The sequence below is a fragment of the Aureispira sp. CCB-E genome (assembly GCF_031326345.1).
Taxonomy (GTDB): Bacteria; Bacteroidota; Bacteroidia; order Chitinophagales; family Saprospiraceae; genus Aureispira.
Genome location: NZ_CP133671.1, coordinates 7168991 through 7192245, shown reverse-complemented (window position 1 = coordinate 7192245; position 23255 = coordinate 7168991). Strand labels below are relative to the sequence as shown.

General features: G+C 36.2%; 16 protein-coding genes. 11 read left to right on the top strand and 5 right to left on the bottom strand.

Translation table 11 applies throughout. The annotated features are described in order from the left end of the window. Positions 1-573: 573 nt before the first annotated feature. A complete protein-coding gene (locus tag QP953_RS27760) occupies positions 574-3504 on the bottom strand; it encodes a T9SS type A sorting domain-containing protein (protein ID WP_309553563.1) in 2931 nt (976 codons plus the stop codon). 206 nt (positions 3505-3710) lie between these two features. Here QP953_RS27760 and QP953_RS27755 point away from each other — a divergent pair, with 206 nt between their 5' ends. Next, a complete protein-coding gene (locus tag QP953_RS27755; protein WP_052597016.1) occupies positions 3711-5099 on the top strand; it encodes a hypothetical protein in 1389 nt (462 codons plus the stop codon). Positions 5100-5199: 100 nt separating this feature from the next. On the opposite strand, the gene QP953_RS27750 is transcribed toward QP953_RS27755, so the two are convergent. Then, complete coding sequence (locus QP953_RS27750) at positions 5200-5652, bottom strand: hypothetical protein (RefSeq protein WP_052597018.1); 453 nt, start codon at positions 5650-5652, stop codon at positions 5200-5202. Positions 5653-6001: 349 nt separating this feature from the next. On the opposite strand from QP953_RS27750, the gene QP953_RS27745 reads away from it, so the two are divergent. The 4 genes from QP953_RS27745 to QP953_RS27730 all read left to right on the top strand — a co-directional run bounded on the left by QP953_RS27745 (position 6002) and on the right by QP953_RS27730 (position 11240). Next, on the top strand, positions 6002-6820 hold the full coding sequence (locus tag QP953_RS27745) for a purine-nucleoside phosphorylase (protein WP_156039771.1): 819 nt from the start codon (positions 6002-6004) through the stop codon (positions 6818-6820). Positions 6821-7280: 460 nt separating this feature from the next. Then, complete coding sequence (gene prfA, locus QP953_RS27740) at positions 7281-8354, top strand: peptide chain release factor 1 (protein WP_052597022.1); 1074 nt, start codon at positions 7281-7283, stop codon at positions 8352-8354. Positions 8355-8643: 289 nt separating this feature from the next. Then, positions 8644-10101, top strand: a complete 1458-nt coding sequence (locus QP953_RS27735) for a T9SS type A sorting domain-containing protein (RefSeq protein ID WP_052597024.1) — start codon at positions 8644-8646, stop codon at positions 10099-10101. A gap of 56 nt (positions 10102-10157) precedes the next feature. Then, on the top strand, positions 10158-11240 hold the full coding sequence (locus QP953_RS27730; protein ID WP_309553562.1) for a cytochrome c peroxidase: 1083 nt from the start codon (positions 10158-10160) through the stop codon (positions 11238-11240). 304 nt (positions 11241-11544) lie between these two features. On the opposite strand, the gene QP953_RS27725 is transcribed toward QP953_RS27730, so the two are convergent. Beyond that, positions 11545-12759 carry a T9SS type A sorting domain-containing protein gene (locus QP953_RS27725; protein WP_309553561.1) on the bottom strand — a complete coding sequence of 405 codons (1215 nt, stop codon included), beginning with the start codon at positions 12757-12759 and terminating at the stop codon, positions 11545-11547. Positions 12760-13049: 290 nt separating this feature from the next. Then, positions 13050-14600 carry a choice-of-anchor V domain-containing protein gene (locus QP953_RS27720; protein WP_309553560.1) on the bottom strand — a complete coding sequence of 517 codons (1551 nt, stop codon included), beginning with the start codon at positions 14598-14600 and terminating at the stop codon, positions 13050-13052. A 316-nt stretch (positions 14601-14916) separates the two neighbouring features. Between QP953_RS27720 and QP953_RS27715 the strand changes: the two genes are divergently transcribed. From QP953_RS27715 to sucD, 6 genes are all read left to right on the top strand, one after another. Next, on the top strand, positions 14917-16632 hold the full coding sequence (locus QP953_RS27715; RefSeq protein ID WP_052597033.1) for a hypothetical protein: 1716 nt from the start codon (positions 14917-14919) through the stop codon (positions 16630-16632). Positions 16633-16844: 212 nt separating this feature from the next. Continuing rightward, on the top strand, positions 16845-18086 hold the full coding sequence (locus QP953_RS27710; protein ID WP_052597035.1) for an ABC transporter permease: 1242 nt from the start codon (positions 16845-16847) through the stop codon (positions 18084-18086). 487 nt (positions 18087-18573) lie between these two features. Then, positions 18574-19593: an isopentenyl-diphosphate delta-isomerase gene (locus tag QP953_RS27705; protein ID WP_231512798.1), complete on the top strand. Its 1020-nt coding sequence runs from the start codon at positions 18574-18576 to the stop codon at positions 19591-19593. 94 nt (positions 19594-19687) lie between these two features. Further along, complete coding sequence (locus tag QP953_RS27700; RefSeq protein WP_052597039.1) at positions 19688-21043, top strand: hydroxymethylglutaryl-CoA reductase, degradative; 1356 nt, start codon at positions 19688-19690, stop codon at positions 21041-21043. Positions 21044-21149: 106 nt separating this feature from the next. Further along, positions 21150-21467, top strand: a complete 318-nt coding sequence (locus tag QP953_RS27695) for a septum formation initiator family protein (RefSeq protein ID WP_052597041.1) — start codon at positions 21150-21152, stop codon at positions 21465-21467. Positions 21468-21585: 118 nt separating this feature from the next. Beyond that, positions 21586-22467, top strand: a complete 882-nt coding sequence (sucD, locus tag QP953_RS27690; RefSeq protein WP_052597043.1) for a succinate--CoA ligase subunit alpha — start codon at positions 21586-21588, stop codon at positions 22465-22467. Positions 22468-22864: 397 nt separating this feature from the next. On the opposite strand, the gene QP953_RS27685 is transcribed toward sucD, so the two are convergent. After that, the gene (locus QP953_RS27685) at positions 22865-23104 is read right to left on the bottom strand and encodes a hypothetical protein (RefSeq protein ID WP_052597045.1); all 240 of its coding nucleotides are present in this window, start codon (positions 23102-23104) and stop codon (positions 22865-22867) included. Between the last annotated feature and the right edge of the window lie 151 nt (positions 23105-23255).

Below are 23255 nucleotides of genomic sequence, written 5' to 3'. Positions count from 1 at the left end.
TGTTTGTTGATGTATATAAATTGATTTACTAAAATCTCAGCCATCAGTATTTAGTAAATGGTGTAGTTGGAGGTATCTTTGGTTTATTTTTTATGATAATGTGTTGTAAGACTTAAACTTATCTATAATATAAAACGCAGAGGAAGGATAAAAAGTTAGGTGATTATTCACTTTTTTATGTTAAAAAGTGCTTAAATTTTTTGAAGAGATGGCTAAAAAAAAAGTTCCTAGCAGGGTCGCTAGGAACTAATTTGGGCAAAAGAGGGTAAACTCAATCACTTTTTCGGAATTGCATTAGGAGAATGCGCATCACAATAGATACCAACAATAATTTTTAGTTTTTTTACTTAATACATTACTCCGTTGAAAAATCGTATTAGTTTGATTATCAGCAAGATGTATTCCTACTAACCTTTATGCTAAAAGACTGATAATCAAACTAATGCAAGATGCTTTTTTACGTTTTTACTTCGTGAGCCTACGGGTTCGTAGGAAAACTAAAAAATCAACGGAGTATTATTAATATATAACTACTATTGATGAATACAAAATCATCACAGATTAAGCCATAGGCTATCGTACAATCAATTTCCCAGAATTGAGCAATAAGCCATTTGCTTCTAAGCGATAAAAATAGATTCCTTGTTGTAGGTTTCTCCGCTCTAAGATAATCTGTGAATCATTTTGACTATGTTTCTTTACAATACTTCTGCCCATTGCATCAAATACCTCTAGGGTAATTGTTTGATATTCTGTTTCACTTTCGATTTTTAAGGTTGTATACTGTTCAAAGGGATTAGGGTAAACATGGACTTTTACTTGAGGTACTAAAACCTTATCAATATTCGTAAATACAATAAAGTCTTGACCAATAGTATGGAATGTTTGATTGGTAATAACCGCAGGATTTTGATCAAAAAAGATAGCAGCTTGATTATAGATCACTGTTCCAATTGGGTTATTGGGTTTTTGTCGAATTCTAAAGTCTACAAAACCATGTGAAGCTGCAAAATTTGTTGAGCTATCTGGTAGCATGATATTATTAAAACGAAATTCAACGACATTGTTCTTCAATAAGCGCCAAGTATAAGTATGACTAGATACACTAGGCAAGATACTCGTTGGATCTAAATGAGGCGATAATGTGTCCAAAATAACGACATTGGTCGCAAAGTAAGTCCCTGTATTTTGGAAGCGAATTCTATATTCAAGCTCTATATTATCTTCAATATAGTGTGGAGCACTATAGCCTACTGGAAAAGCTTGTTTGTCATTAGGGTCCCACGAACCAACATTGGGCTGACAGTCAATTGAATAATAAGGAGAACCATCGTTTAGTGTAAAAATGTTAACAAAACCAGTACTAATAGGATTGGGGTTAGGAGCACTAGTTGTTGAGCAACCTTCTACCGTTGCTGACGCTTGAACATTCCAAGGGTGCCCTTGCACTTGAGGTATTTGCAATCTAAAGGTTGCTCCTGTCGCCTCAAAATTTTCCCAAGGTGTAGCGCCTCCAGATGGTAAGGTAATGCCTGGGCTGCTGTGAAAAATAATATCGTCTTCTATAACCCAATAACTTTGAGGAGCAACCATGTTTTGATTGCCCGTATTTCTAACACGAAACGCAACAGAGTCGTTTGCGCAACGAGCTTCTACCTCCAAATTAGGTCCCATCCATGGCAAACAAGAACTATCGGGATAAATATTGGCAGAAGCACAGTGTGTCCTTGCTCTATTACTGGTATCGCAAGCAGGATCTAGAATGCCATAAATTCTGAAATTATTGCAAGTATTAACTGGTACATTTCCAATGTTAAATGTATAGGTAAAACCTATTTGACTTGCGATGGGAATCTGAGTACTATCAATAACAAACAAAGAATCTAAAGTAACCTCTATATACACATTAGAAGCGTCTATTGTCCCGTGGTTGCAATATTCTACGGTGTAATAATTGCTCGCACAATGCACCAAAACAGGAGCCGCTATATCGACATACATGTAAGGACATAGAGTTGTTGGTTGCATTGGGAAATTAATAATGGCAGAACTATTATAGGTGCCTAGATTGGCGGTAACATTGGTGTTACAAGATGACCAATAAGGGTGTATGGGCATCACATTGACTGTATAAATACCCGTATCTACAGCCGCAGAGTAGGTTCCATTTGGATTGGGTGTGACATAAGTAGTAAAATTACCCTTGCTAATGGCAACCATAACATCAGTGTAGGCTGATTCAAGCGGAGAGACAAAGCAGTTGTTATTGGAGTCGATGGCAATACGACCTGTGATTTGTGCACAATTATTGGGGGGCAATATCGAAAAACTAAAACTCTGAAAATTAGCAATAGGGCATGCATTATCTGAAAAAGCAATAGAAAATACATTGTTTTGAACCGCAGGAATAATAACATCTAATAAAGCATTGTTTTGGTTTCCTGCAATAGGATAGCTCAAGTTAATTGTTGCGTTAGGATAAGCTTGAAATATACTTGAATAGTTACTAGAAATACTTAGAGAGTCTATCGTGTCAGCATCAGATAAGCTTAACTGAAAGTGCAAGTCTTCTCCTGGGCAAGCATCAAAGACCGTAGAGGTTCCCTGAGATTGTACAATGCCATTTCTAACCCTAGCAACATTGTCTAAGGACAAACTATTGTTATTACATGACATAACAACGACTTGCATGGTACGCCTTGTATGACCAATTAAAATACCAGCTCTGTATTCCTCTACAAAGATATCCATGACAACAACTTGATTCGTAGTAGGAATAAAGTTTAGCTGCCCACTTTGTGTATTAAAATTCACTCCTGAAAGTGTGTTTAATGGATTGGTAGGCGTAAATCCTGGATTGTAACCAATAGGGGTATTGGCTGCGGTTAGTGGAGCAACTAAAGAGTAAACAACAGAATCTCCATCTGGGTCAATAATAGAATTAGAGACGGACTGAGCCAAACTATCACAAACAACAAAGATAGGAATATTGGCAAAAGAGGGAGAGCTATTACACGTGATACTACCATCGAGTAAGGTTGTTTCTATGTATAAGCTTTGAGTAGAAGGGTTCGCTAGGTTGGTAATAGTTGTATTTCGACAGCAACTAGTGTAGCTAATGGTCCAAGTACATCCTGCAGGGGCAGCAGAGAGATCCAAAACCCCTGTATAAGTATTTTCTTCATAGCCTGGCACAAAACCTCCATTACAAGTGCTTTGTCCTGCAAATGCAGAACAAGCAACGGGAACCTCACTAACAGATGCCAAGCTTAAGGTTATCGTTTGCGAAAAACCATTACAGGTTCCACTACCAGCAACATCGATATTTAGATTAGGTGCTAAAGCGATACCACTACAGTCTCGGTACATTCGAAGGGTAATTTGATAACGATTGTTACCCATACAGGTATAACTTAGATCGGCAGCGGCAGCATGAGATGCTTGTATTTCAGAGCCTAAAAACAGGATGATGAAGAAAGAAAAGTATATTTTGAGGTAGTTCATATGTATATAATTTTGGAGGAAATATTTGAGCAGCTATTAGCCAGTACTCAAAGAAACATTAATGCGGTTCTTTCCACGGTACTAAGTTCTAAAATTCCACTTGTGAAATCAAAGACATTAAATTCAATTTATAGATAGTTTTTTGTAAATTGTGATGAATAACTTATTGCTAAATAGTAGTTTTTAGTTTTTTTTATAGACTGATTATGTATAAAAGTAAATTAATAGAAATCTTTTCTGCGCTGTCCAAAACAGAACAAAATCGCCTGAAAAAATTTGTCCACTCTCCTTATCACAATACTCATGAAGAAGTACATCGTTTGTTGGATTATTTAATGGATAATAAGAGTTATCGAATAGAGGATGCTTTTAAGCGTGTCTTTCCCAAAATGCCCTATCGCCCTCAAAAAATACGGAATACAATGTCCTATTTGCAGAAACTAATTGATAAGTTTTTGGTATATGAGGCATTAGAGACCAAAGAAGCTGTACGAAATAAAATGTTGCTTTCTGTTTACAGAACGAAAAAATTAGAGAAATGCTTTAAGTCTACTCTAAAATACAGCGAATCATTGTTAAATAAAAGTCAATATAAAGATGCCGCTTATTATTACCTTGATTACGAACTGCAACAAGAACAATTTTTATTTGCCGAAGAAAAAAAACGTTTGGAAGCCAAAAATGTACAGGAAGTATTAAATAGTTTTGATATATTTTATATGGCCAACAAGCTCAAATATTGTGTAACGGCACTGACCCATCAGAATATCTTTCGAACAAAATATGAGTTGAGAATTGTAGAACCCATTTTAGAGCAAATAGAAAAAGAAGGTTGGTTGAAATATCCTTTTATTGCTGTATATTATCATAGTTATAAGGCAATGACAGATTTTGATAATATAGAAGCCTTCTTTCAACTCAAAGCTACTTTTTTGGAGCATAGCCATCTGTTTAGAACAGGTGAACTAAAGGATTTATATATTACTGCGATTAGTTTTTGCATCAAACATCTAAACCTAGGTAGAGAAGAGTTTACAGTTGAAATTTTTGACTTGTACAAATCTGGACTCATTAATGGGGTGTTGGTCGAGGATGGCAAGTTATCAAGGTTTACCTATAAAAATATTGTTACTATTGGTTTGAAATGTGGCAATTTTGATTGGGTACGTCAATTTATCAGCGACTATGCACCTTATCTTAATGTAACTCATAGAGAAAGTTATACCAATTATAATTTGGCAAAACTCCATTATATGACAGGAGATTATAAGCAATCAATGAAAATGTTCTTGACACTAGGAAACACGGATAGAGAGTTGATTATGGGAACCAAAGTCTCGCTTCTGAAGATTTATTACGAACAAGGGGAATACGATGCTTTGGAATCTTTGTTAGAGAGCTTTAGAGCATATATAAAGCGGAATAGAGAGCTAAGCGATTATCAAAAACAAAGCTATTTAAACTTGATTCGGTACTTGCAAAAAGTACAAAATCATAACTTTTATGACAAAAAAGTACAACAGAAGTTATTAGAAGAGGTGAGAAATGAGCCGCAGTTGCCCGAACGTCAATGGATTATTAGCCAAATAAAATAATAGCTTAATTCTAATTGAGGTCTTGCAAAGTTGAAGGACAAAAAAAAGCAACATGCTTTAGCATGTTGCTCTCTAAGATTTATGAGAAGTTTAAAACTTCTTATTTTTTGTCTTTGTTGATAACAATAGTCTTAGTTTTGCTAGCACCAGTCTCATCTTCGATAACGAACTTGTAAGTACCGTCTTCCAAAGATTGAACGTTTAGAGCATTGTAGTTGTTACCATCTTCTACTTGAAGAACACGGTGAGCTGCAGTTTTGTAGCCTTCCTCATCAAATAGTTTCATAGTCAATTTTCTTTGCTCTTCAGACTTTAGAGAGAAAACGAATACGTCATCGTTTACTTCATCTTCAGCAATCATCTCGATGTCTAAAACTTTTGCTACTTTTTCAGCAGCCATTAAAGACGTGTAAATAGTAGCAACGATTTGTTGATCATCACCATCATCCATCATTAATACAACAGCAACCATTTTATCTTCTTGTGCTGGTGCAAACGCAAAAGTAGATCCCATTGTTACTACCATTGCTAACATTAACGTTAAAAACTTCATAGCTAATTAGTTTTGTTGTTAAAAAAAAATTGAATTCAAATTCTTTATCTTTGTTAAAACAATAAAAAAATCAAAATAGTTTCTTATTGTTAGAACTTTCTTTTTTGCTCATAATGAATCATTTGCTATATCAAATATAAGGCTTTTATTCTTCAAAGCAAGTTTTTTAACAAAAAAAAAGAAGTTTTTGTTTAAAAAGCTATGAAAATAGATTCATAAGTCCATTTGTTGACAATAAAAAAAACGTTAAAAACAGATAGTCAGAATCTTATTCTATTTGAATGATTTTATTTGAAATATTAATTTTTTATAACTTTGGTTGTTTTGTTAAAATAAACCCAATATTTTTATGTACAAAAAAATACAAGAAGCAGTTGCCTACCTTCAATCAAAATCACAAAAATTTGAGCCTCAAATAGGTGTTATTTTAGGAACAGGATTGGGAGCATTTCGTCAAGAAATAGAAGTAGTGGTCGAAATTTCGTATAATGAAATTCCTTACTTTGCGGAATCTACTGTAGAAAGTCATGCAGGGAAATTAATCTTTGGTTATTTTCAAGGGATTCCTATCGTAGCAATGGCTGGTCGTTTTCATTATTACGAAGGATACAGCATGGAGGAAGTTACGTTTCCTGTTCGTGTATTGAAGTACTTAAATATCGAACGATTAATTATATCCAATGCGGCAGGAGGAGTACAAGCGCATCTTTATCCAGGAGACATTGTCTTTATCAAAGATCATATCAATTTGCATGCTCAAAACCCACTAAGAGGAAAAAATGATGCTCGATTGGGCGTTCGATTTCCAGATATGTTAAAGACCTATGATGTTGCCTTAAATCAAAAGGCAATTGCTATTGCTCAAAAGAATAATATTCGAGCGTTTGAAGGAGTTTATGTGGGAACCCAAGGTCCTAACCTAGAAACGCCAGCAGAATATAACTTCTTTAATATTATAGGTGGTGATGTAGTTGGAATGTCTACTATTCCTGAAGTATTAGTTGCTAAGCACATGGAATTACCCGTATTTGTTGTTTCTGTGGTTTCTAATCGTTGTTTTCCAATTGACGAAATTACGGAAACAACAGTAGAAGAAGTTATCGAAGTGGTGCAACAAACAGAATCTAAATTGACCTTGATTCTTAAAGAGCTTTTAGCAGAACTTTAGCCTTTTGAAATTATATGACTAGAATCGTTCCTAAAATTAGAATAGGGAGGAAAGAGGTTAGGCTTTGTGTTGGAGATATAATTTTAAGTGGTATGCTCTAAAATGCAGCAATCCTTTTTGGGGAAGCAGCACTTCTTTTTGAATATCTATGATTTAATTGTATTTTTGCAACTCTATTGCCTTTCTCTGAAAAAAGAATAGATGCTATTGCTTGTTTGATGATTCATACATCGATATTTTTACGCAAGTTACGAGAACTATTATGGTTACACCATACTGTGCCTAAAGAATCAGAGATTTTTTACAATGGTCCACTAAATAAAGTGCATTAACTTGATAATTAGTAGGATGATTTGTTTGTAACGAACTTTTTAGAAGTAATCATCAGACTAATATAGGGTGTTTGTTTATTTGAAAAATATAAATTAGCGGACGACTATTTTTATAAACATTAACAATAATGATTGATAAGTTAAGAGCCTTAAAAGATAAGTTCCAATTACTCGAAGAACAACTTTCTGATCCAGAAGTGACTTCAGATATGAATCGCTTTATGAAAATTAATAAAGAGTATAAGGATTTAAAACCTTTGGTAGAGGCACACGATTCATATAAAGCAATGCTAGATGGTATTGCCGAATGCAAAGAAATCATAGCAGAAGGGGGAGATCCTGATTTTGTCGAAATGGCTAAGGAAGACTTAAAAGAATGGGAAGACAAAAAAGGTCCCTTCGAGGAGGAGTTGAAAATGATGTTAATTCCTAAGGATCCAGAGGATGAGAAAAACGTTACCATCGAGATTCGCGCCGGGGCAGGAGGTGATGAAGCTGCTATCTTTGCGGGAGATATGTTGCGTGTTTATGAACGTTTTATTGATAAACAAGGATGGAAAAGAGAATACATTGCTTCTAATGAAAGTGAATCGGGGGGCTTTAGTAAAGTTATTTTAGAGGTAACTGGAGATAATGTATATGGAATGTTGAAGTATGAATCTGGAACACACCGAGTGCAACGAATTCCCAAAACAGAGTCACAAGGACGTGTGCATACATCAGCTGTAACTGTTGCTGTCATGCCAATTTTTGAAATGGAAGATGTAGAAATTAACAAAGCTGATCTGTCTTGGGATACCTTTCGCGCAAGTGGTGCAGGAGGACAGCACGTTAACAAAACTGAATCGGCAGTACGTGTAACACACAAACCAAGCGGTGTTGTTGTTGAGTGTCAAGATGGGCGTTCTCAATTAAAAAATAGAGAAATTGCCCTTCAAAAACTATATGCAAAATTATATGAGTTGCAGCAACAAGAACATGAAGATAGTATCTCTGCTTTGAGAAATACGCTGATTGTTTCGGGAGATCGTTCCTCTAAAATTCGCACGTATAATTATTCTCAAAATAGAGTAACAGATCATCGAATTAACTTTACTAAATACAACCTAAGTGAAGTAATGGATGGTGCTTTGGATGAATTTATAGAAGCCATCCAAGTAACTTACAATATGGAAAAATTAAAAGCATCGGAAGAGGTATAGTCACTTGTTTTAGTAGTTAGTTAGGCTGCTACTTCGTGGTTTTTACAAACTATTGTTCTTTTGAAGATGTAATAAACAAAAAGGCTCTTAGTCTCCTGTTTAACAGGGTTCTGGGAGCCTTTTTTTTATTTTAAAATAAACAGAATGGCTTTATTGTTATTGTTTCACATTCTTATTTTTCTAAAATTTGTCCTTAGAAATGGATTAAAAAGTAGCCCACAAATTAGGTTTTATTATTCGCATGCTGTGATTATTGGGAGCTACTTTTAGAAACAAAAAATACAAAAATATGAAGTCATTATTAAGTATACTATTACTGTTAATTAGTGCAACAAGTATTCAAGCTCAATTATGGGCAACCGAAATTACCCCCTATATTATACCGTTACCGCCACCCAATTCAGAATCCGAATTAAAAGGATATGACATTCAAGAAACCAATGATGGAAACTATGTGTTTGCGGGCAACCACAGGTTTGGTGTTTCTTCGAATTATACTTATACACCTATGTTGGTTAAAATTGATGCTACCACTGGAAATGTTCTATGGCAACAAGCATATGAGCAATTTAATGGAGGGTATATGCAAGAAGTCTCTGTCATAGAAAAACCTAATGGCAATTTGTTGATGGCAGGTCTTAATTATAATGAAATATTTTTAGTAGAAACAGATGCAGCAGGCGATACGGTTCAAACGACAACTTATCTATCTGCGTGTGCTTTGGTGAACAATGTAGATTGTAATTTACACACGGTTCGTTTGCGTTCTACGACCGATGGAAATTATATTATTGGCGTTGGGGCAACTGGTGGCTTAATTGGCATCCCTAATCCAATTAATGAGTTGTTTAAAATAAGCCCTAATCACACGATTATTTGGCGAAAGAACTACGATAGATGTTACTTGCTAGACTTTCAGCCAACTAGTGATGGAGGGTATGTTTTTTCAGGAGGTTCTGCGTCGAACCAAGCTATTTTGTTTAAAGTAGATGCTAATGGTGATAGCCTTTGGCAGCAGCCTTATACCAATATACCAGTGTATGATTTGCATAGTGTCAAAGAAACTCCTGATGGAGGATTTGTGGTTGTAGGTTATATTTCGGGTTTTGCAGGAAACAATCCTTATGTTTACAAATTAGATGCGACAGGAACAACAGAGGCATGGAGTTTAATATTAGGACCAGAACAAGGAAAAGCACATCATGTTACAGTTGATCCTACTGGAAATTGTGTGGTTACAGGAACAAAACAAGTAAGTCATGGAGGAATGTTGGGTGTCATGTTGCCAGCAGCTTTTGCCAGCAAAATAAGCCCAAGCGGTACGGTATTACAAGATCAAATTTTTGATGATTTAATTGATAATAGTAGTCGAGCAATACGTTACACAAGCGATGGTAACTTTGTAATAGCAGGGAGTCATGGAAACTCTATGGGAGATCAAGACTTAGGGTATGTTGTTAAAACAGGATATACACTAAACACAATCAATGTTGCAGGAAACAATAATCAAGTCAGTGTTTTTCCCAATCCCTTTGAGCAGCAAACAACAATAAAAGTAGCAAAAGGAAACAATCAAATAATGGAATTAGAGGTATACGATGCTTTGGGGCGTTCTGTTAAGGTTGATTACTCTACAAATAACAATCAAATAGTTCTTTCAAGAGGAAGTTTGACAGCAGGTGTTTATTGGTTTAGCTTGAGAGGAGATGGTCAGCTGATTGAAACAGGCAAATTAATGATTCAATAGTTCTATTCGGAGGTTGTTGTAACAACCTCTTGATAGGTGATCATTCAAAAATAAAAATGATGTATCGATTAATTATAGTATTGGTAGGAATGCTTTTATTAATGCAATATTCTTGCCGAGTAGATAAAAATGACATTCCTTCACCCAGAATGCTTGTGCCAATATTGCCTACCGTTCCTTTTGAGTATGCTAACATTAATTATCCAAGTCATATACAACAGGCAATTAGTAGCTTAGACAATACACCTACTTCTAACCCCATTACAAATCATGGGGCGACTTTAGGGCGAGTATTATTTTATGATAAGGCATTATCTGAAAACAATCAAATTTCTTGTTCTAGTTGCCACAAAGCATCGGAAGGTTTTGCAGATGCTCGTGCTAAAAGTGAGGGTTTTTTAAATGGCGTAACTAGACGAAATTCGATGTCTATCTTAAATATACGTTTTTATAAACGTGGGAAAATGTTTTGGGATGAGCGAGCTAACACATTAGAGGAACAAGTTTTATTGCCCATTCAAGATCATATAGAAATGGGAATGGATTTAGATTCACTAGTAAATCGTTTAGAGCAAACCACTTATTACGCTCAATTATTTGAAAAGGCATTTGGGTCTAGTGTTATTACAACAGAGCGGATTGCAAAAAGCTTAGCACAGTTTATACGGACATTGGTTACTTATGAATCAAAATTTGATAAAGTAATAGAAGGAAGTGCTACTTTTTCGGCACAAGAGCAACAAGGACAGACGATTTATAATACCTTTGGCTCGCAACAAGGTTGTGTAAGTTGTCATGGAGGAGATCTTATAGATCAAGCCTCTTACAACCTACAGATAGGACAAATACCTAGTTTTGTCAATGATGAAGATAGAAATGATTTGGGAATTTATGAGGCAACTCAAATGCCTTCAGATTCCTTTAGGTTCAAAGTGTCAAGTTTAAGGAATATAGAACAAACTGCCCCTTATATGCATGATGGAAGTGTTGATAATTTGACAGATCTTTTTCATAGTAGTCATCATAACTTTGGTATGACTGCCGCTGAAGTAGATGCTTTGGTTGCATTTTTGAAAACCTTGACAGATCATGAGATTATAAAAAAGGAGAAATTTTTAGATCCGTTTGTTGAACAATAACTCAATCATGTTGATAAAAGAAAACATCCATTGGGCAGTTCTCTATTCGTCCAATGGATGTTTTTATTCATTACTCCGCTTAAAAATCGTATTAGTTTACTTCGTGAGCCTACGGATTCGTAGAAAAACTAAAAAACTAAGCTTGCCGAGTAGGCTTGTGCTAGTAGCACAAAAGCCCAAGTTCATGACCAGAGGGAACTAGCCTTGCGATCTCATGAGCGAACCGAGCATAGCGAGCTCACGACCGTAGGGAGTAACAAAGCGAATAATAATCAACGGAGTATCATTTATTAAGACAGTTAAATTAATGTTTTATAATAGCTTTGGTGCCTTGACTTGTTCTACCTGTAATTTTTAAAAAGTAATAGCCTTTAGGGATGGTGTTGCTGCTAATGACAAGTCGTTGATTGCCTGTAGATAGGTAGTGCGTTTCTTCATAAGCTACCTGACCAGTTGCAGCGATTACCTGTACCTTATAATCTCCTTCTTTTGCAAAGAAAGAAACTTCTAATTGCTTAGAGAAAGGATTGGGATGGGTTTGTAATGTTATTGCTGCAAAATTTAAGTCAGATGTACTTAAAGCAGGGTCTACGATTACTACAGCTGTATCAGAAGCACAGCCTCGAATGGCTTGGGCAACAACCCATGCCGTATCCATTGTTGCTCCAGCAGTAACTTCACCCGTTTGGGAGTCAACCATAAGGCTAGAATTATTATTAGTAATAAACCAATTCAATGTATCCATCGAACTATTGGGAAGATAAGTTCCTGATAAAATAATACTAGCATTAGGGGCTATCTTCACTGTGTCCTGCATAATGTCTACAAAGCTTGCCGAGTTAGGGAGGGCAACTCTATAGCAGTCCATTGCTGCTGCTGTATTAGAAACAGCAAAACAAATTTCCGTATTATTACCAGCGCAATTTCCAAATAAACTGGCAAAAGAATTGATTTGTTGAATGGTGCCAATGAATCCTGTTAAAGAAATAGAACTATTGTTGGTGCCTGCAAAAATACCCATTAAAATAATAACATCATTAAGGTCTGTCACATCTGCGCCACTATAAATACCATAGGATGCCAAAGAATCGCACAAACCAACAAAGAATTGCCCTGCTGCATCGCAACAGCTAGTACCAGGAACATAATCTCCATTGATTAGCGAATCGACAACCGTTTGGAGTTGGACTAAATCATAGGAAAAGGGCACTAAACAGAGTTCGTTACAAGTGCTCATTCCAAAATCAGCAGGAACGACACGACCATCTATCGTCGATGCTAGAAGTACAGGACCTAGCTCGTCTGCTGCTAAACTATCTTTTTGAATAAGAATGAATTCTGTATTGGGTAGACCACTAGGTACTGTTGTGTAAACAGGTGCTGCCGTGGTATCTGTAACAAGCATATTGACCGTGGTGCCGCTTAAAAATCCAGGACTGTTAGGAGGGCATTGAGCTTGTAAACTGATGCCATAAATGGTAAATAGAATTAGAAAATAAAGTATTTTGTTAAAGTACATAAGTAATTATTTTTAGTTAGAGATAAATACAAATGGTCTGTTGTAGCTAAAACTCAAGCCATAATCTATGTGTTGAGTAACAGACTGAGAACTAAACAAAATACGCTTTTTTTACAAAAAAATTAAGGTTCTTTGAAAAATCATCGTTTTCAGGAATCGTTGCAAGAAAATACAGCAAGGAATTTATGACTATGAAAACAAAAAAATATGAGTTCCCATTTATGAGAACTCATATAATTGTCTTTTAAAGCAACGAAATGTTACAGTATGATACTCGCAGGCTAATGTGTTTATTCAACTGTAATTTTAAATGTTTGTTGTTGATCTTGTTGACGTAAATGCACAAAGTAAGTACCTGTAGCCAAATCCGATACATTTAATGTTTTGATAGAATTGGCATCTAGCATACTGCGTTCCGTATAAACAACTTTGCCTAAAACATCTACAATACTAATATCGGTCATTCCTGCTGTATGGTTACTCTTGATGGAAAAAACACCATTATTAGGATTGGGAAATACCTCATAACTATTTTGAGCAGTAGTTGTCTGGATGCCAGAGCAAAGTGCGATGGTCAAATTGGCACTAGCTGTTGTAGGGCAAGAACCATTGCTGATATAATTTAATAAATAAGAACCAACAGAGGAAGTGTTGATATTAATTTCCCCCGTCAAGGCACTAACAAAGGTAACACCAGAAGGAGAAGCCGAATAAAAACCACTAGTAGTTCCCGAAACACTTAAAATAGGATTGGGACCAGTTCCTTGGCAAAAGGTAGTATCCGTGAAAGGGAAAAAGGCTACATCCTCTGCTAAAATATTAAACGTCATTGTGTCTGTACTAGGGCAAACGCCGTTTGTTGTATGAGTGACGACATAGCTACCAACAGAAGATGAGCTAGGAGTTATAATTCCAGAACTAGAGTTGATTGATAAGCCATTGCTAGAACTCCAAGTCCCACCAGACATGTTTGCAGTTGGTGATACTGTCAATGCAGAGTTTTGACAAGCAAAGGTAGCTGGATAAGTAAATTGAGCATCATCCGCTGCATTAATTGTTACTGTAGCAGTAGAAGTGCCTCCAGTACCATCATCATAAGACACTGTATAGGTTTGCGCTGTAGAAGCACTTAGGTCAATTGTACCTGTAGAGCTGTTAATAGTTAAACCTGTTGGTGTTGCTGAAAAGGTTCCTCCTGTGGTACCTGTGATGGTTGGTGTAGGATCTATGCCATCAATGCAGTAATTGCTTTGAGAGTAGCTAATGGTAGTGGGAACAATTTCTGTCAAATTGACTAAAACAGAACTTGTTGTCTGATCACCAGAGGTGCCGCCATTGCCATTGACAACAAGACCAGTGCTATAAATAGCTACAGTACCAAAACCCGAAGCAGGAGCCGTCCAATTCACTATAAAGTTGCCGCTGCTGCTAGTACCAGAGTGCTCGATATAAGACCGATTATTATGAGAGGTTATTTGTGTGTTACTAGTGGTTGCACTACCCATTGTTCCTGCCTGAACATTACCTGCTGCGCTCGAAACAGCAACAGCTTGTATTCCATATCCACTAGGACTACCCATTCCTGCCGAGACATTAAATTCTAGGGTATAACTTTGCCCAGGCGTATAACTAGTGACCGTATTTTGACTGGCATCTTTTACGGTAATAGATACTGTTGGAGAAAAAGAGCCTCCGCTATGGCATTGAGAACAGGTTGCCCCTCCTAAAGGAGACCCTGTTCGATCTCCTAAATTGTTGGCAGCAGCTCCCCCCGAGCGACTTTGTAAAACAATTAAAGCAAAAGCAGAACACAACAAGACGTAAATAAATTTGAGTTTCATAAGAGGAAAAATTGAAGTTAAGTAATTAATATATAAGGACTTATTTTGTAATATACATCACAAAAGTTAATTCAGCAAATGATTGATGGGTACAAGGGGTTAATTGTGTAATAAATGTTGCTTTTTGTGGGTTTTTACTGGGTTAATATTTGATAAAACTGTTTTTTGGGGAAATAAAATATTTATAGGTAAAAAGTGACAAGGAATAGTGAAATGTTAAAAAGATTAAAAATGAGTTACTATGCTAAGTAAATATCAATACAGCTTGTAACTCATCGTTAAATAACTGTATCTTTACGAGGTAAAAAAAGAAAGTATGAGATTGATTTTTATCATAATAATAAGCAACTTCCTATTCAAAGGAAGATTGTTAGCGCAATCTGAAGGCAAACAATGGCTTCATTTTGAGCGAGGACAAGCCTCTATTTCATTATCACAGCTGGATAGCATCAAAAGCTTGGCTAAAGCAGCTATGGCTAAATCCAATGGTCGGATAGTCGTGCGCACGTATGCCAATGACGCATTGGAAGGAGACCTCAATGCACGTCTTTCTGGTCGTCGAGCTTATTTGGTGCAACAATGTTTAGAACGAGCAGGAATGCCCCTAGGGCATTTGCAGATAGAAAATAAAGTGTATCCTTCCAATACGACAGATTGCCCGACTTGTGCAGAAATAACAGTAACAACAGATAGTAATTTTTTCTCTCAAAATATTTATCAAGATCACGTAGCGGATTTTTTGTTGGAAGAAAGTGGTGTCATTGCTCAAACATTTTGGGTGGAGCCTTTTAAAAATGTTTTGGTCACAACCAAAGATGGCGTGTTGGTGCAAATTCCTGCGGGGACATTGGCTACGAGTGATAGTGGTATGGTTAAATTAGAAGTACGCTACCTAAAAAATAGTTGGGAAATGTTGCTGCACTCATTGGTCAATCGATCGATTCAGCAAGAGTTTTTGGAAATCAATAGAGCGGTACACCTAAGCGCTGCTCAATATGGAAAACCATTAAAGATACGAAATGGAAAAAATATTACAGTAGTTGTGCCTAGTGACAGATATACAGAACAGGCGACAGTGTATACTAGGAATGCAACTTCATGGAAATTGCACCCCCAATCCGAACAGTTAAGAGTCGGAAGTTTTTATATCGGTACAGAGTATTGGTGCAATAAGCTCGATAAAGATGGTTTGGCCTTACCAAATTTTGAAACACCTCCTGTTAAACCTAAGCCAATTCCTTATCAAACGGCAACCGTAGAACTAGACAAGGCTCTAAAAGATATTCAAATTCGGTTAGATTATTTGGAGGAGCAAAAGGTGGATGCAAAAGGGAAAACCAAAGCTTTAAATGCACAACAGAGAAGAAATGAACACACGCTCAAAAATAGAAAAAATCGCTTGCTAATTGCTAAGGAAAAAGTCAAGATTCAAACTCGTGAGAAAAACGAAGCAATGGAAGCAGATTATTACAAAATGTTGGCGGTATATAATAAAGCTCGTAATAATATGCAACAATCGTATATTAGCGATTTGGAAAAAGCAGGGATTACGCAGCGTGCCAATCAAAATCGTTGTGCAGAATTGAAAGCCAATGAACACCAACTGAAAGCGGATTATGGACAGGCGCTTTATGAACAGATTGTGGCTCATTTGAGGAATCAAACAGTAAAGCATGAATTGGGGTATTGGACTCAAACAAACCAATTAGGCTGGTTGAGCGTCGGGTGTAAAGCACAACGGGCAACTGTAGACGCTGTTCCCTTTCGAGTGACAAGCCCTACTTCTGCCTACAAAGTAACGGCCTTTTTAATTCTTGAAGATACACAGGATATTGTACTTGGCGAGACTTTAGATGCAACTGATATTGTATTTTGGGAGGTACCAGATGGAAAAGCTGCTAAATTGTTAGCCGTAACTCAAGAGGGAGATAATTTTTTGATTGCTTTTCATCATTTAACAACAAGTGGCAACCCAATTGAACTTAATTTTAAGAATATAAGTTTATCTGAGGTATTGGGAACTCTGAAATAATTGGTTCAATTGCTTGAAAGTGCTGTAGGAATTTGTCTAGCTTTCTGTTTTTAGAGTGTATTTCTTTGAGTTGGTCGAATTCTTAGATGTTGCATATATAATTTAGTATATATTCAAAGTGAAATAAGAAAGCAGACTTAGTTTCCATTATATTTTGTATTGGATTTTGAGTTCTTATTTATCAACAATCATATAGACCAAGTATTCTTACTATGACAATAGCAGAAAATATAACCATAGCATTTAATGCAATTAGAGCCAATTTACTTCGAGCGGTATTAACGTTATTAATTATTGCTTTTGGAATTATGGCTTTGGTGGGGATTTTGACTTCTATTGATGCCATCAAGAACTCTTTGACTGATAATTTGGCAAGCATGGGAACCAATACGTTTAATGTCATACGAAAAGGGACAGGTCTAGGAGGAGGACGAAGAGGACGCCGTTCTAATATTGGAGATAAAATTAGTTACAAACAAGCTGCCTCATTTAAAGAAAAATACCAATACCCTGCTGCTGTGTCTATCTCTGCTTTAGGTTCTTTGAGTGCTGTTGTTAAGCATGAGGGAACAGAAACAGATCCAAATACTACAATATATGGAGCGGATGAAAACTACTTGGATGTTGCTGGTTACAAATTGGCAGCGGGGCGAAATATAACCGCTTTGGAGTCGGAGGCAGGGCGAAATATTGTCATTTTAGGGGCATCTATTGCCGAAAAACTCTTTGAAAATTATACTAATGTTAATATTTTAGGCAAAACAATTTCTATTCGAAACATACGCTTTACGGTTATTGGTGTGATGGAAGAGAAAGGGTCAAGTATGACTTTCAGTGGAGACAAAATGGTTATTGTTCCTTTGCAAACACTCCGTAAGTACTTTGGTTCTCAAACCAGTTCTTATAATTTATCAGTAATGGTAACGGATGCCTTAAACATTGATCCCGCTATGGCTGAAGCCGAAGGGGTTTTTCGACGTGTTCGAAAAATTAAAATAGGAGAAGAGTCCGATTTTGAACTAGAAAAAAGCGATGGCTTGATTTCCTTAATCGTTGAAAACACAGCAACTTTGCAGATGGCGGCTATTTTTATTGGTCTTATCACCTTATTAGGAGCGGCGATAGGATTGATGAATATTATGCTGGTTTCTGTCACCGAGCGAACTAGAGAAATAGGGATTTGTAAATCTCTTGGAGCAACTCGACGCACCATTTTAGTGCAATTTTTAGTAGAAGCGATTGTGATCTGTCAAATTGGTGGCTTTGTAGGCATCGTATTTGGTATTATAGCAGGCAATGGGGTAACTTATATGGTAGGAGGAGCTTTTGTTGTTCCTTGGGCTTGGATTGCACTCGGCTTTTCTCTCTGTTTTATTGTTGGAATCGTTTCGGGATTATATCCAGCTGTAAAAGCCTCTAAATTAGACCCTATCGAAGCGTTGCGTTATGAGTAATTACTTGGTGTTGGTCATAATGTTTCAGTAAATTGTTCGTCTATAACTAGTTGTAATAATTATTATGACAACCAATTGGCGTATCGTTTACTTCTATGATAATAAGGCTAAAACGTCCTGTTTATCTAAGGTAAACCAAACAAAACGTTAAAAAAGGAAGCATAAGGATTAAAATAAAAGAAAAAACACAACATTATAAAATGTAAGTGCGTACATATATATGTAATATACTGTTTTAACTTTTTGCTAAACATTAATCACTTTCTTCTGTTCTAGGTTTTGCAAGGCTGCTTAATTTGTATTTTTGTGAAAAATAAAATAGTTTTCACTTTTTATTGAAAGTTATGAAACAAAAACTTTAAATTGCAGTATTCAATTAGCAATAGTTAGCTGCGCTGCTAATTAGTAGAACCAAATAAGATGAAACCCCAAATCCTTAATTTAATACCGCTTGCTTATGAAAAATGGTTTATCAAAGCAACCATATATGGACAGAGATTTAACAGCATCTTCTCGAAAACAAGATCACATACAATTGGCGTTCAAATCTCAAATTGAACGCACTAGTTTAGATGATCGATTTTATTACGAACCACTATTAGCTGGTCATCCAACTGCTGAAGATCAACATTCTTTTACTTTTTTGGGTAAAACGATGCAAACACCTTTGTGGGTGTCAAGCATGACTGGTGGCACAGAATATGCAAATGTAATTAACCATAACTTAGCGAGAGTTGCACGAGACTTTGGTTTTGGAATGGGATTGGGATCTTGTCGAGGCTTATTGACAAGCGATCAATATTTACAAGATTTTGATGTACGTGCCATTATTGGAGATGATTTGCCTTTGTATGCTAATTTGGGAATTGCTCAATTAGAACAATTGTTTGATGAGCAAAAATCCGTCTTAATTAGCGACCTAATTCATAAATTAAAAGCAGATGGTTTGATTATCCATGTCAATCCTTTTCAAGAATGGTTGCAGCCAGAAGGCGATCACTTTAAGTACCCGCCAATTGATACCATAAAACGAGTGCTTGATGCGTTTCCTGATTTGAATATCATTGTTAAAGAAGTAGGTCAAGGCATGGGGTATAAGAGTTTGGAGGCATTGTTTCAATTGCCTATTATGGCAGTAGATTTTGCTGCCAATGGAGGCACCAATTTTGCAAAGTTAGAATTGTTGCGCTCGGATGCCCAAAAACAAGAGATTTACTCTAAATTAGCCAATGTAGGGCATAGTGCAGAGGAAATGGTTTTGATGACAAATCAGATAATGAACGATTTAGGGGAGCGAGCACTTTGTAAAGAAGTTATTATTTCTGGAGGAATTAAGGACTTTTTAGACGGGTATTATCTAATAAATAAACTATCTTCGCCTGCGATTTATGGTCAAGCATCTGCATTTTTGAAGCATGCACGAGGTGATTACAAAGAATTATACGACTATGTTTCTACTCAAATAGAAGGATTGAAACTAGCAAAAAAATATTTAACAGTAAAGTAATGAATTGTAGTTAGTTGTTAGTCTATTTTCAAAATAGAACTGGAGTTCAACATCAATTTTAATTACAATTCAAGGTTTTAAAAACAAAACCAATATGAAAAAGCCAACAATAGTATCGGGATTCTCAAAACTATCCAAACGAGGAAAAATTCGCTGGTTGGTAGAAAACTTCTTTATCAATCCAGAAGAAGTTGCACGCGAACTAAAAAGTTTTTGGTATGGTGATCCACAGAAACAGAAAATTTTCGACGACTTTAGCGAAAATACAGTAAGTAATTTTTATTTGCCTTACGGTGTGGTTCCTAATTTGGAAATCAATGGAAAACTATATTGTGTGCCGATGGTGATTGAAGAGTCTTCTGTTGTAGCAGCGGCTTCGGCAGCAGCTAAATTTTGGCTAAAAAGAGGCGGATTTAAAGCTGAAATTATTGCTACGCATAAAATTGGTCAAGTACATTTTGATTGGAAGGGAGATTATACCAAACTGTACAATCGTTTTTCGGAGTTGAAAGAACGTATTTTGGACGATACGGCACACATCACCTCCAATATGCGAGAGCGTGGTGGTGGAATTTCGGAAATAGAGTTGGTCAATATGACGCATTTAGAGGCGAACTATTATCAGCTAAAAATGACTTTTGAGACCTGTGACTCAATGGGAGCCAACTTTATCAACTCTTGTTTAGAGGAGGCTTCTCGTTCATTGCGTGCTTTTATGAGTGAGCAAGAGAGTTTTTCTGACGAAGAAAAAGAGGTGACGGTTATCATGGCTATTTTATCAAATTATACACCAGAGTGTTTGGTGCGTGCTTGGGTAGAATGCCCTGTGGAAGATTTGGGGACATTTGATAATGGTAATATTGATGCGGCTACTTTTGCATATAAATTTGATAAAGCGCTCAAAATAGCACATATTGATGTGCATAGAGCCACCACACATAACAAAGGAATTTTTAATGGAATTGATGCCGTGGCATTAGCGACAGGAAATGATTTCCGAGCAATTGAGTCTTGTGGTCATACGTATGCTGCACGAGATGGAAGTTACAAAAGCTTGTCGTCTGCTAAAGTAGAGGATGGCATGTTTAAGTTTTGGCTAGACATTCCACTAGCAATAGGAACAGTAGGTGGTTTGACTTCTTTGCATCCGTTGGCCAAGCGTTCTCTGGAAATGTTAGGTAATCCTTCGGCAGAAGAACTGATGATGGTGATTGCAGCAACAGGCTTAGCACAAAATTTTGCTGCTGTTCGCTCCTTGGTAACAACAGGAATTCAACAAGGTCATATGAAAATGCATTTAATGAATATCTTGAATCATTTGGAGGCAACAGAAAAAGAAGCGATTGTTGTTCTGTCTCACTTCAAGGATAAATTAGTTTCGTTTACTGCGGTTCGTGATTTTCTTAATTTGTTGAGAACGAATCCAACAACAGAACTAAAAATGAAATAACAGGTTCGAATTAGAAAAGAAAAATAATTATCTTATATTTGAAGACATAGAGCAAACAGGTGGTTTGTTTTATGTCTTTTTTTAGTTTTAATGGATTACCGAAAAAATGGCAAAAAAACCAACCAAATTAGAATTATTATTAGAAGATATTCCAGCACCAATGCGCAATAAATTTATTGTCGTAACAGCTTTATTTGTGGTTTGGATGTTCTTCTTTGATAACAATAGCATTATCTCTCAATATCGATTACAAGCAACCTTGCAAGAATTGCAATCAAAAAAGGATTATTATCAAACCGAAATAAGCCAAGCGGAAAAAGATAATAAAGAACTTTTTACGGATGATAAAACCAGAGAAAAGTTTGCTAGAGAACATTATTACATGAAAAAGCCAGATGAAGAAGTTTTTGTGATTGAAAAATAAAAAAAATTAATAAGCTACCTTATCAAAAAGGGAGGGATAATTTTGTTCTACACTAGGTAATTTGTAAATTTGGCACACTATACAATTCAATTAATAATCTTATAAATAAAGAAAAAAAATGTCTGTACTAGTCAACAAAGATTCTAAAATCATTGTACAAGGTTTTACAGGAAAGGAAGGGACTTTTCATGCAAGCCAAATGATTGAATATGGCACTAATGTAGTAGGTGGTGTTACTCCAGGTAAAAGTGGTCAAACACACTTGGACCGTCCTGTTTTTGGAACTGTAGCTGATGCTGTTGCCAAAACTGGTGCAGATACTTCTATTATCTTTGTTCCTCCTCGCTTTGCTGCAGATGCTGTATTAGAAGCTGCAGATGCAGGAATCAAAGTAATTATCTGTATCACGGAAGGAATTCCAGTTCAAGATATGGTAAAAGTAAAAGCTTTTATCGAGGACAAAAATGTTCGCTTGATTGGACCAAACTGCCCTGGTATTATTACAGCTGAAGAAGCAAAAGTAGGTATTATGCCTGGGTTTATCTTCAAAAAAGGTAAAATTGGAATTGTATCTAAATCAGGTACGCTAACGTACGAGGCTGCTGACCAAATTGTAAAAGCTGGTTTGGGAGTAACAACGGCAATTGGTATCGGTGGTGATCCAATTATTGGAACGACAACAAAAGAAGCAGTTGAATTATTGATGGCTGACCCTGAAACAGAGGGTATCGTGATGATTGGTGAAATTGGAGGAAATTTAGAGGCTCAAGCTGCTCGTTGGATCAAAGAACATGGTACGAAGCCTGTTGTTGGATTTATTGCTGGTGAAACGGCTCCTGTTGGTCGTACAATGGGGCACGCTGGTGCTATCGTTGGTGGCGCAGACGATACTGCTGCTGCTAAGAAACGCATTTTGCGTGAGTGTGGTGTTTTGGTTGTAGATTCTCCTGCTGATATTGGAGCTACAATGGTAAAAGCACTAGAATCTGTAAAAGCATAAGCTAACTCAAGCAAGTATAGCTTTATTATAAAGAAAGCCACTTTGGAAACTCCCAAAGTGGCTTTTTGTTTATGCTAAGAATAGCATAGCTTTATAATGAGGTTAAAAATCCCCTATTACACAGATAGCAAAAGGAACCAATCCAAATGGTGGATTGATTCCTTCTTGTAATTCATTACTCCAATTTTGAGGAGTATAATATATCCTATTTAGTAAGTCGGTTACTTATATAACAATCGGCTATTATAACACTATACAGGGAGCGAATTGTTAGAAAAATAACGTCTATTTATTCCTGTAGTTGAATGAATTTCGTGTTGTTGGGTAAATGATAATACCAGAACGAGGGAATAAGAAACTCAGACGAGGGGTGAAATTGATTAGTGTATTTTAATACTTAGAGAGAGGAGTTAATCTTTGATTTAATGCTGTTAATAAGTGCTGGAGAAACACTACGACGATTAACTTTTTTGCGAAGGAATTCACGGAATGATTTCTCTTTTTGCAATTTAGCGAGTTGTTCAGGAGAATTTTTGACGTCTGTTAAAAATTCACGCGATTCTTGGTTGGATAGGGCTCCATCAAGATACATTACTAATCTTCTTTGGAATTCCCCTGGATTGCCAGATGTTTTCATAATACTTAATTTTAAAATATAAATAGAACTAAATAGATTTTTCAATAACAGTTTCTACTCTAGATGATTGTTTGTACTTTAAATAGAAAAGTAGGAGTAGAACTGCGAAATGTTTATGGTTAATAAATTTAATAAACAGAAAATGTTGCTT

Coding starts and splice junctions, on each gene's coding strand:
- QP953_RS27760 (WP_309553563.1), bottom strand. CDS start 3,504: ATGAACTACCTCAAAATATACTTTTCTTTCTTCATCATCCTGTTTTTA.
- QP953_RS27755 (WP_052597016.1), top strand. CDS start 3,711: ATGTATAAAAGTAAATTAATAGAAATCTTTTCTGCGCTGTCCAAAACA.
- QP953_RS27750 (WP_052597018.1), bottom strand. CDS start 5,652: ATGAAGTTTTTAACGTTAATGTTAGCAATGGTAGTAACAATGGGATCT.
- QP953_RS27745 (WP_156039771.1), top strand. CDS start 6,002: ATGTACAAAAAAATACAAGAAGCAGTTGCCTACCTTCAATCAAAATCA.
- prfA (WP_052597022.1), top strand. CDS start 7,281: ATGATTGATAAGTTAAGAGCCTTAAAAGATAAGTTCCAATTACTCGAA.
- QP953_RS27735 (WP_052597024.1), top strand. CDS start 8,644: ATGAAGTCATTATTAAGTATACTATTACTGTTAATTAGTGCAACAAGT.
- QP953_RS27730 (WP_309553562.1), top strand. CDS start 10,158: ATGATGTATCGATTAATTATAGTATTGGTAGGAATGCTTTTATTAATG.
- QP953_RS27725 (WP_309553561.1), bottom strand. CDS start 12,759: ATGTACTTTAACAAAATACTTTATTTTCTAATTCTATTTACCATTTAT.
- QP953_RS27720 (WP_309553560.1), bottom strand. CDS start 14,600: ATGAAACTCAAATTTATTTACGTCTTGTTGTGTTCTGCTTTTGCTTTA.
- QP953_RS27715 (WP_052597033.1), top strand. CDS start 14,917: ATGAGATTGATTTTTATCATAATAATAAGCAACTTCCTATTCAAAGGA.
- QP953_RS27710 (WP_052597035.1), top strand. CDS start 16,845: ATGACAATAGCAGAAAATATAACCATAGCATTTAATGCAATTAGAGCC.
- QP953_RS27705 (WP_231512798.1), top strand. CDS start 18,574: ATGGACAGAGATTTAACAGCATCTTCTCGAAAACAAGATCACATACAA.
- QP953_RS27700 (WP_052597039.1), top strand. CDS start 19,688: ATGAAAAAGCCAACAATAGTATCGGGATTCTCAAAACTATCCAAACGA.
- QP953_RS27695 (WP_052597041.1), top strand. CDS start 21,150: ATGGCAAAAAAACCAACCAAATTAGAATTATTATTAGAAGATATTCCA.
- sucD (WP_052597043.1), top strand. CDS start 21,586: ATGTCTGTACTAGTCAACAAAGATTCTAAAATCATTGTACAAGGTTTT.
- QP953_RS27685 (WP_052597045.1), bottom strand. CDS start 23,104: ATGAAAACATCTGGCAATCCAGGGGAATTCCAAAGAAGATTAGTAATG.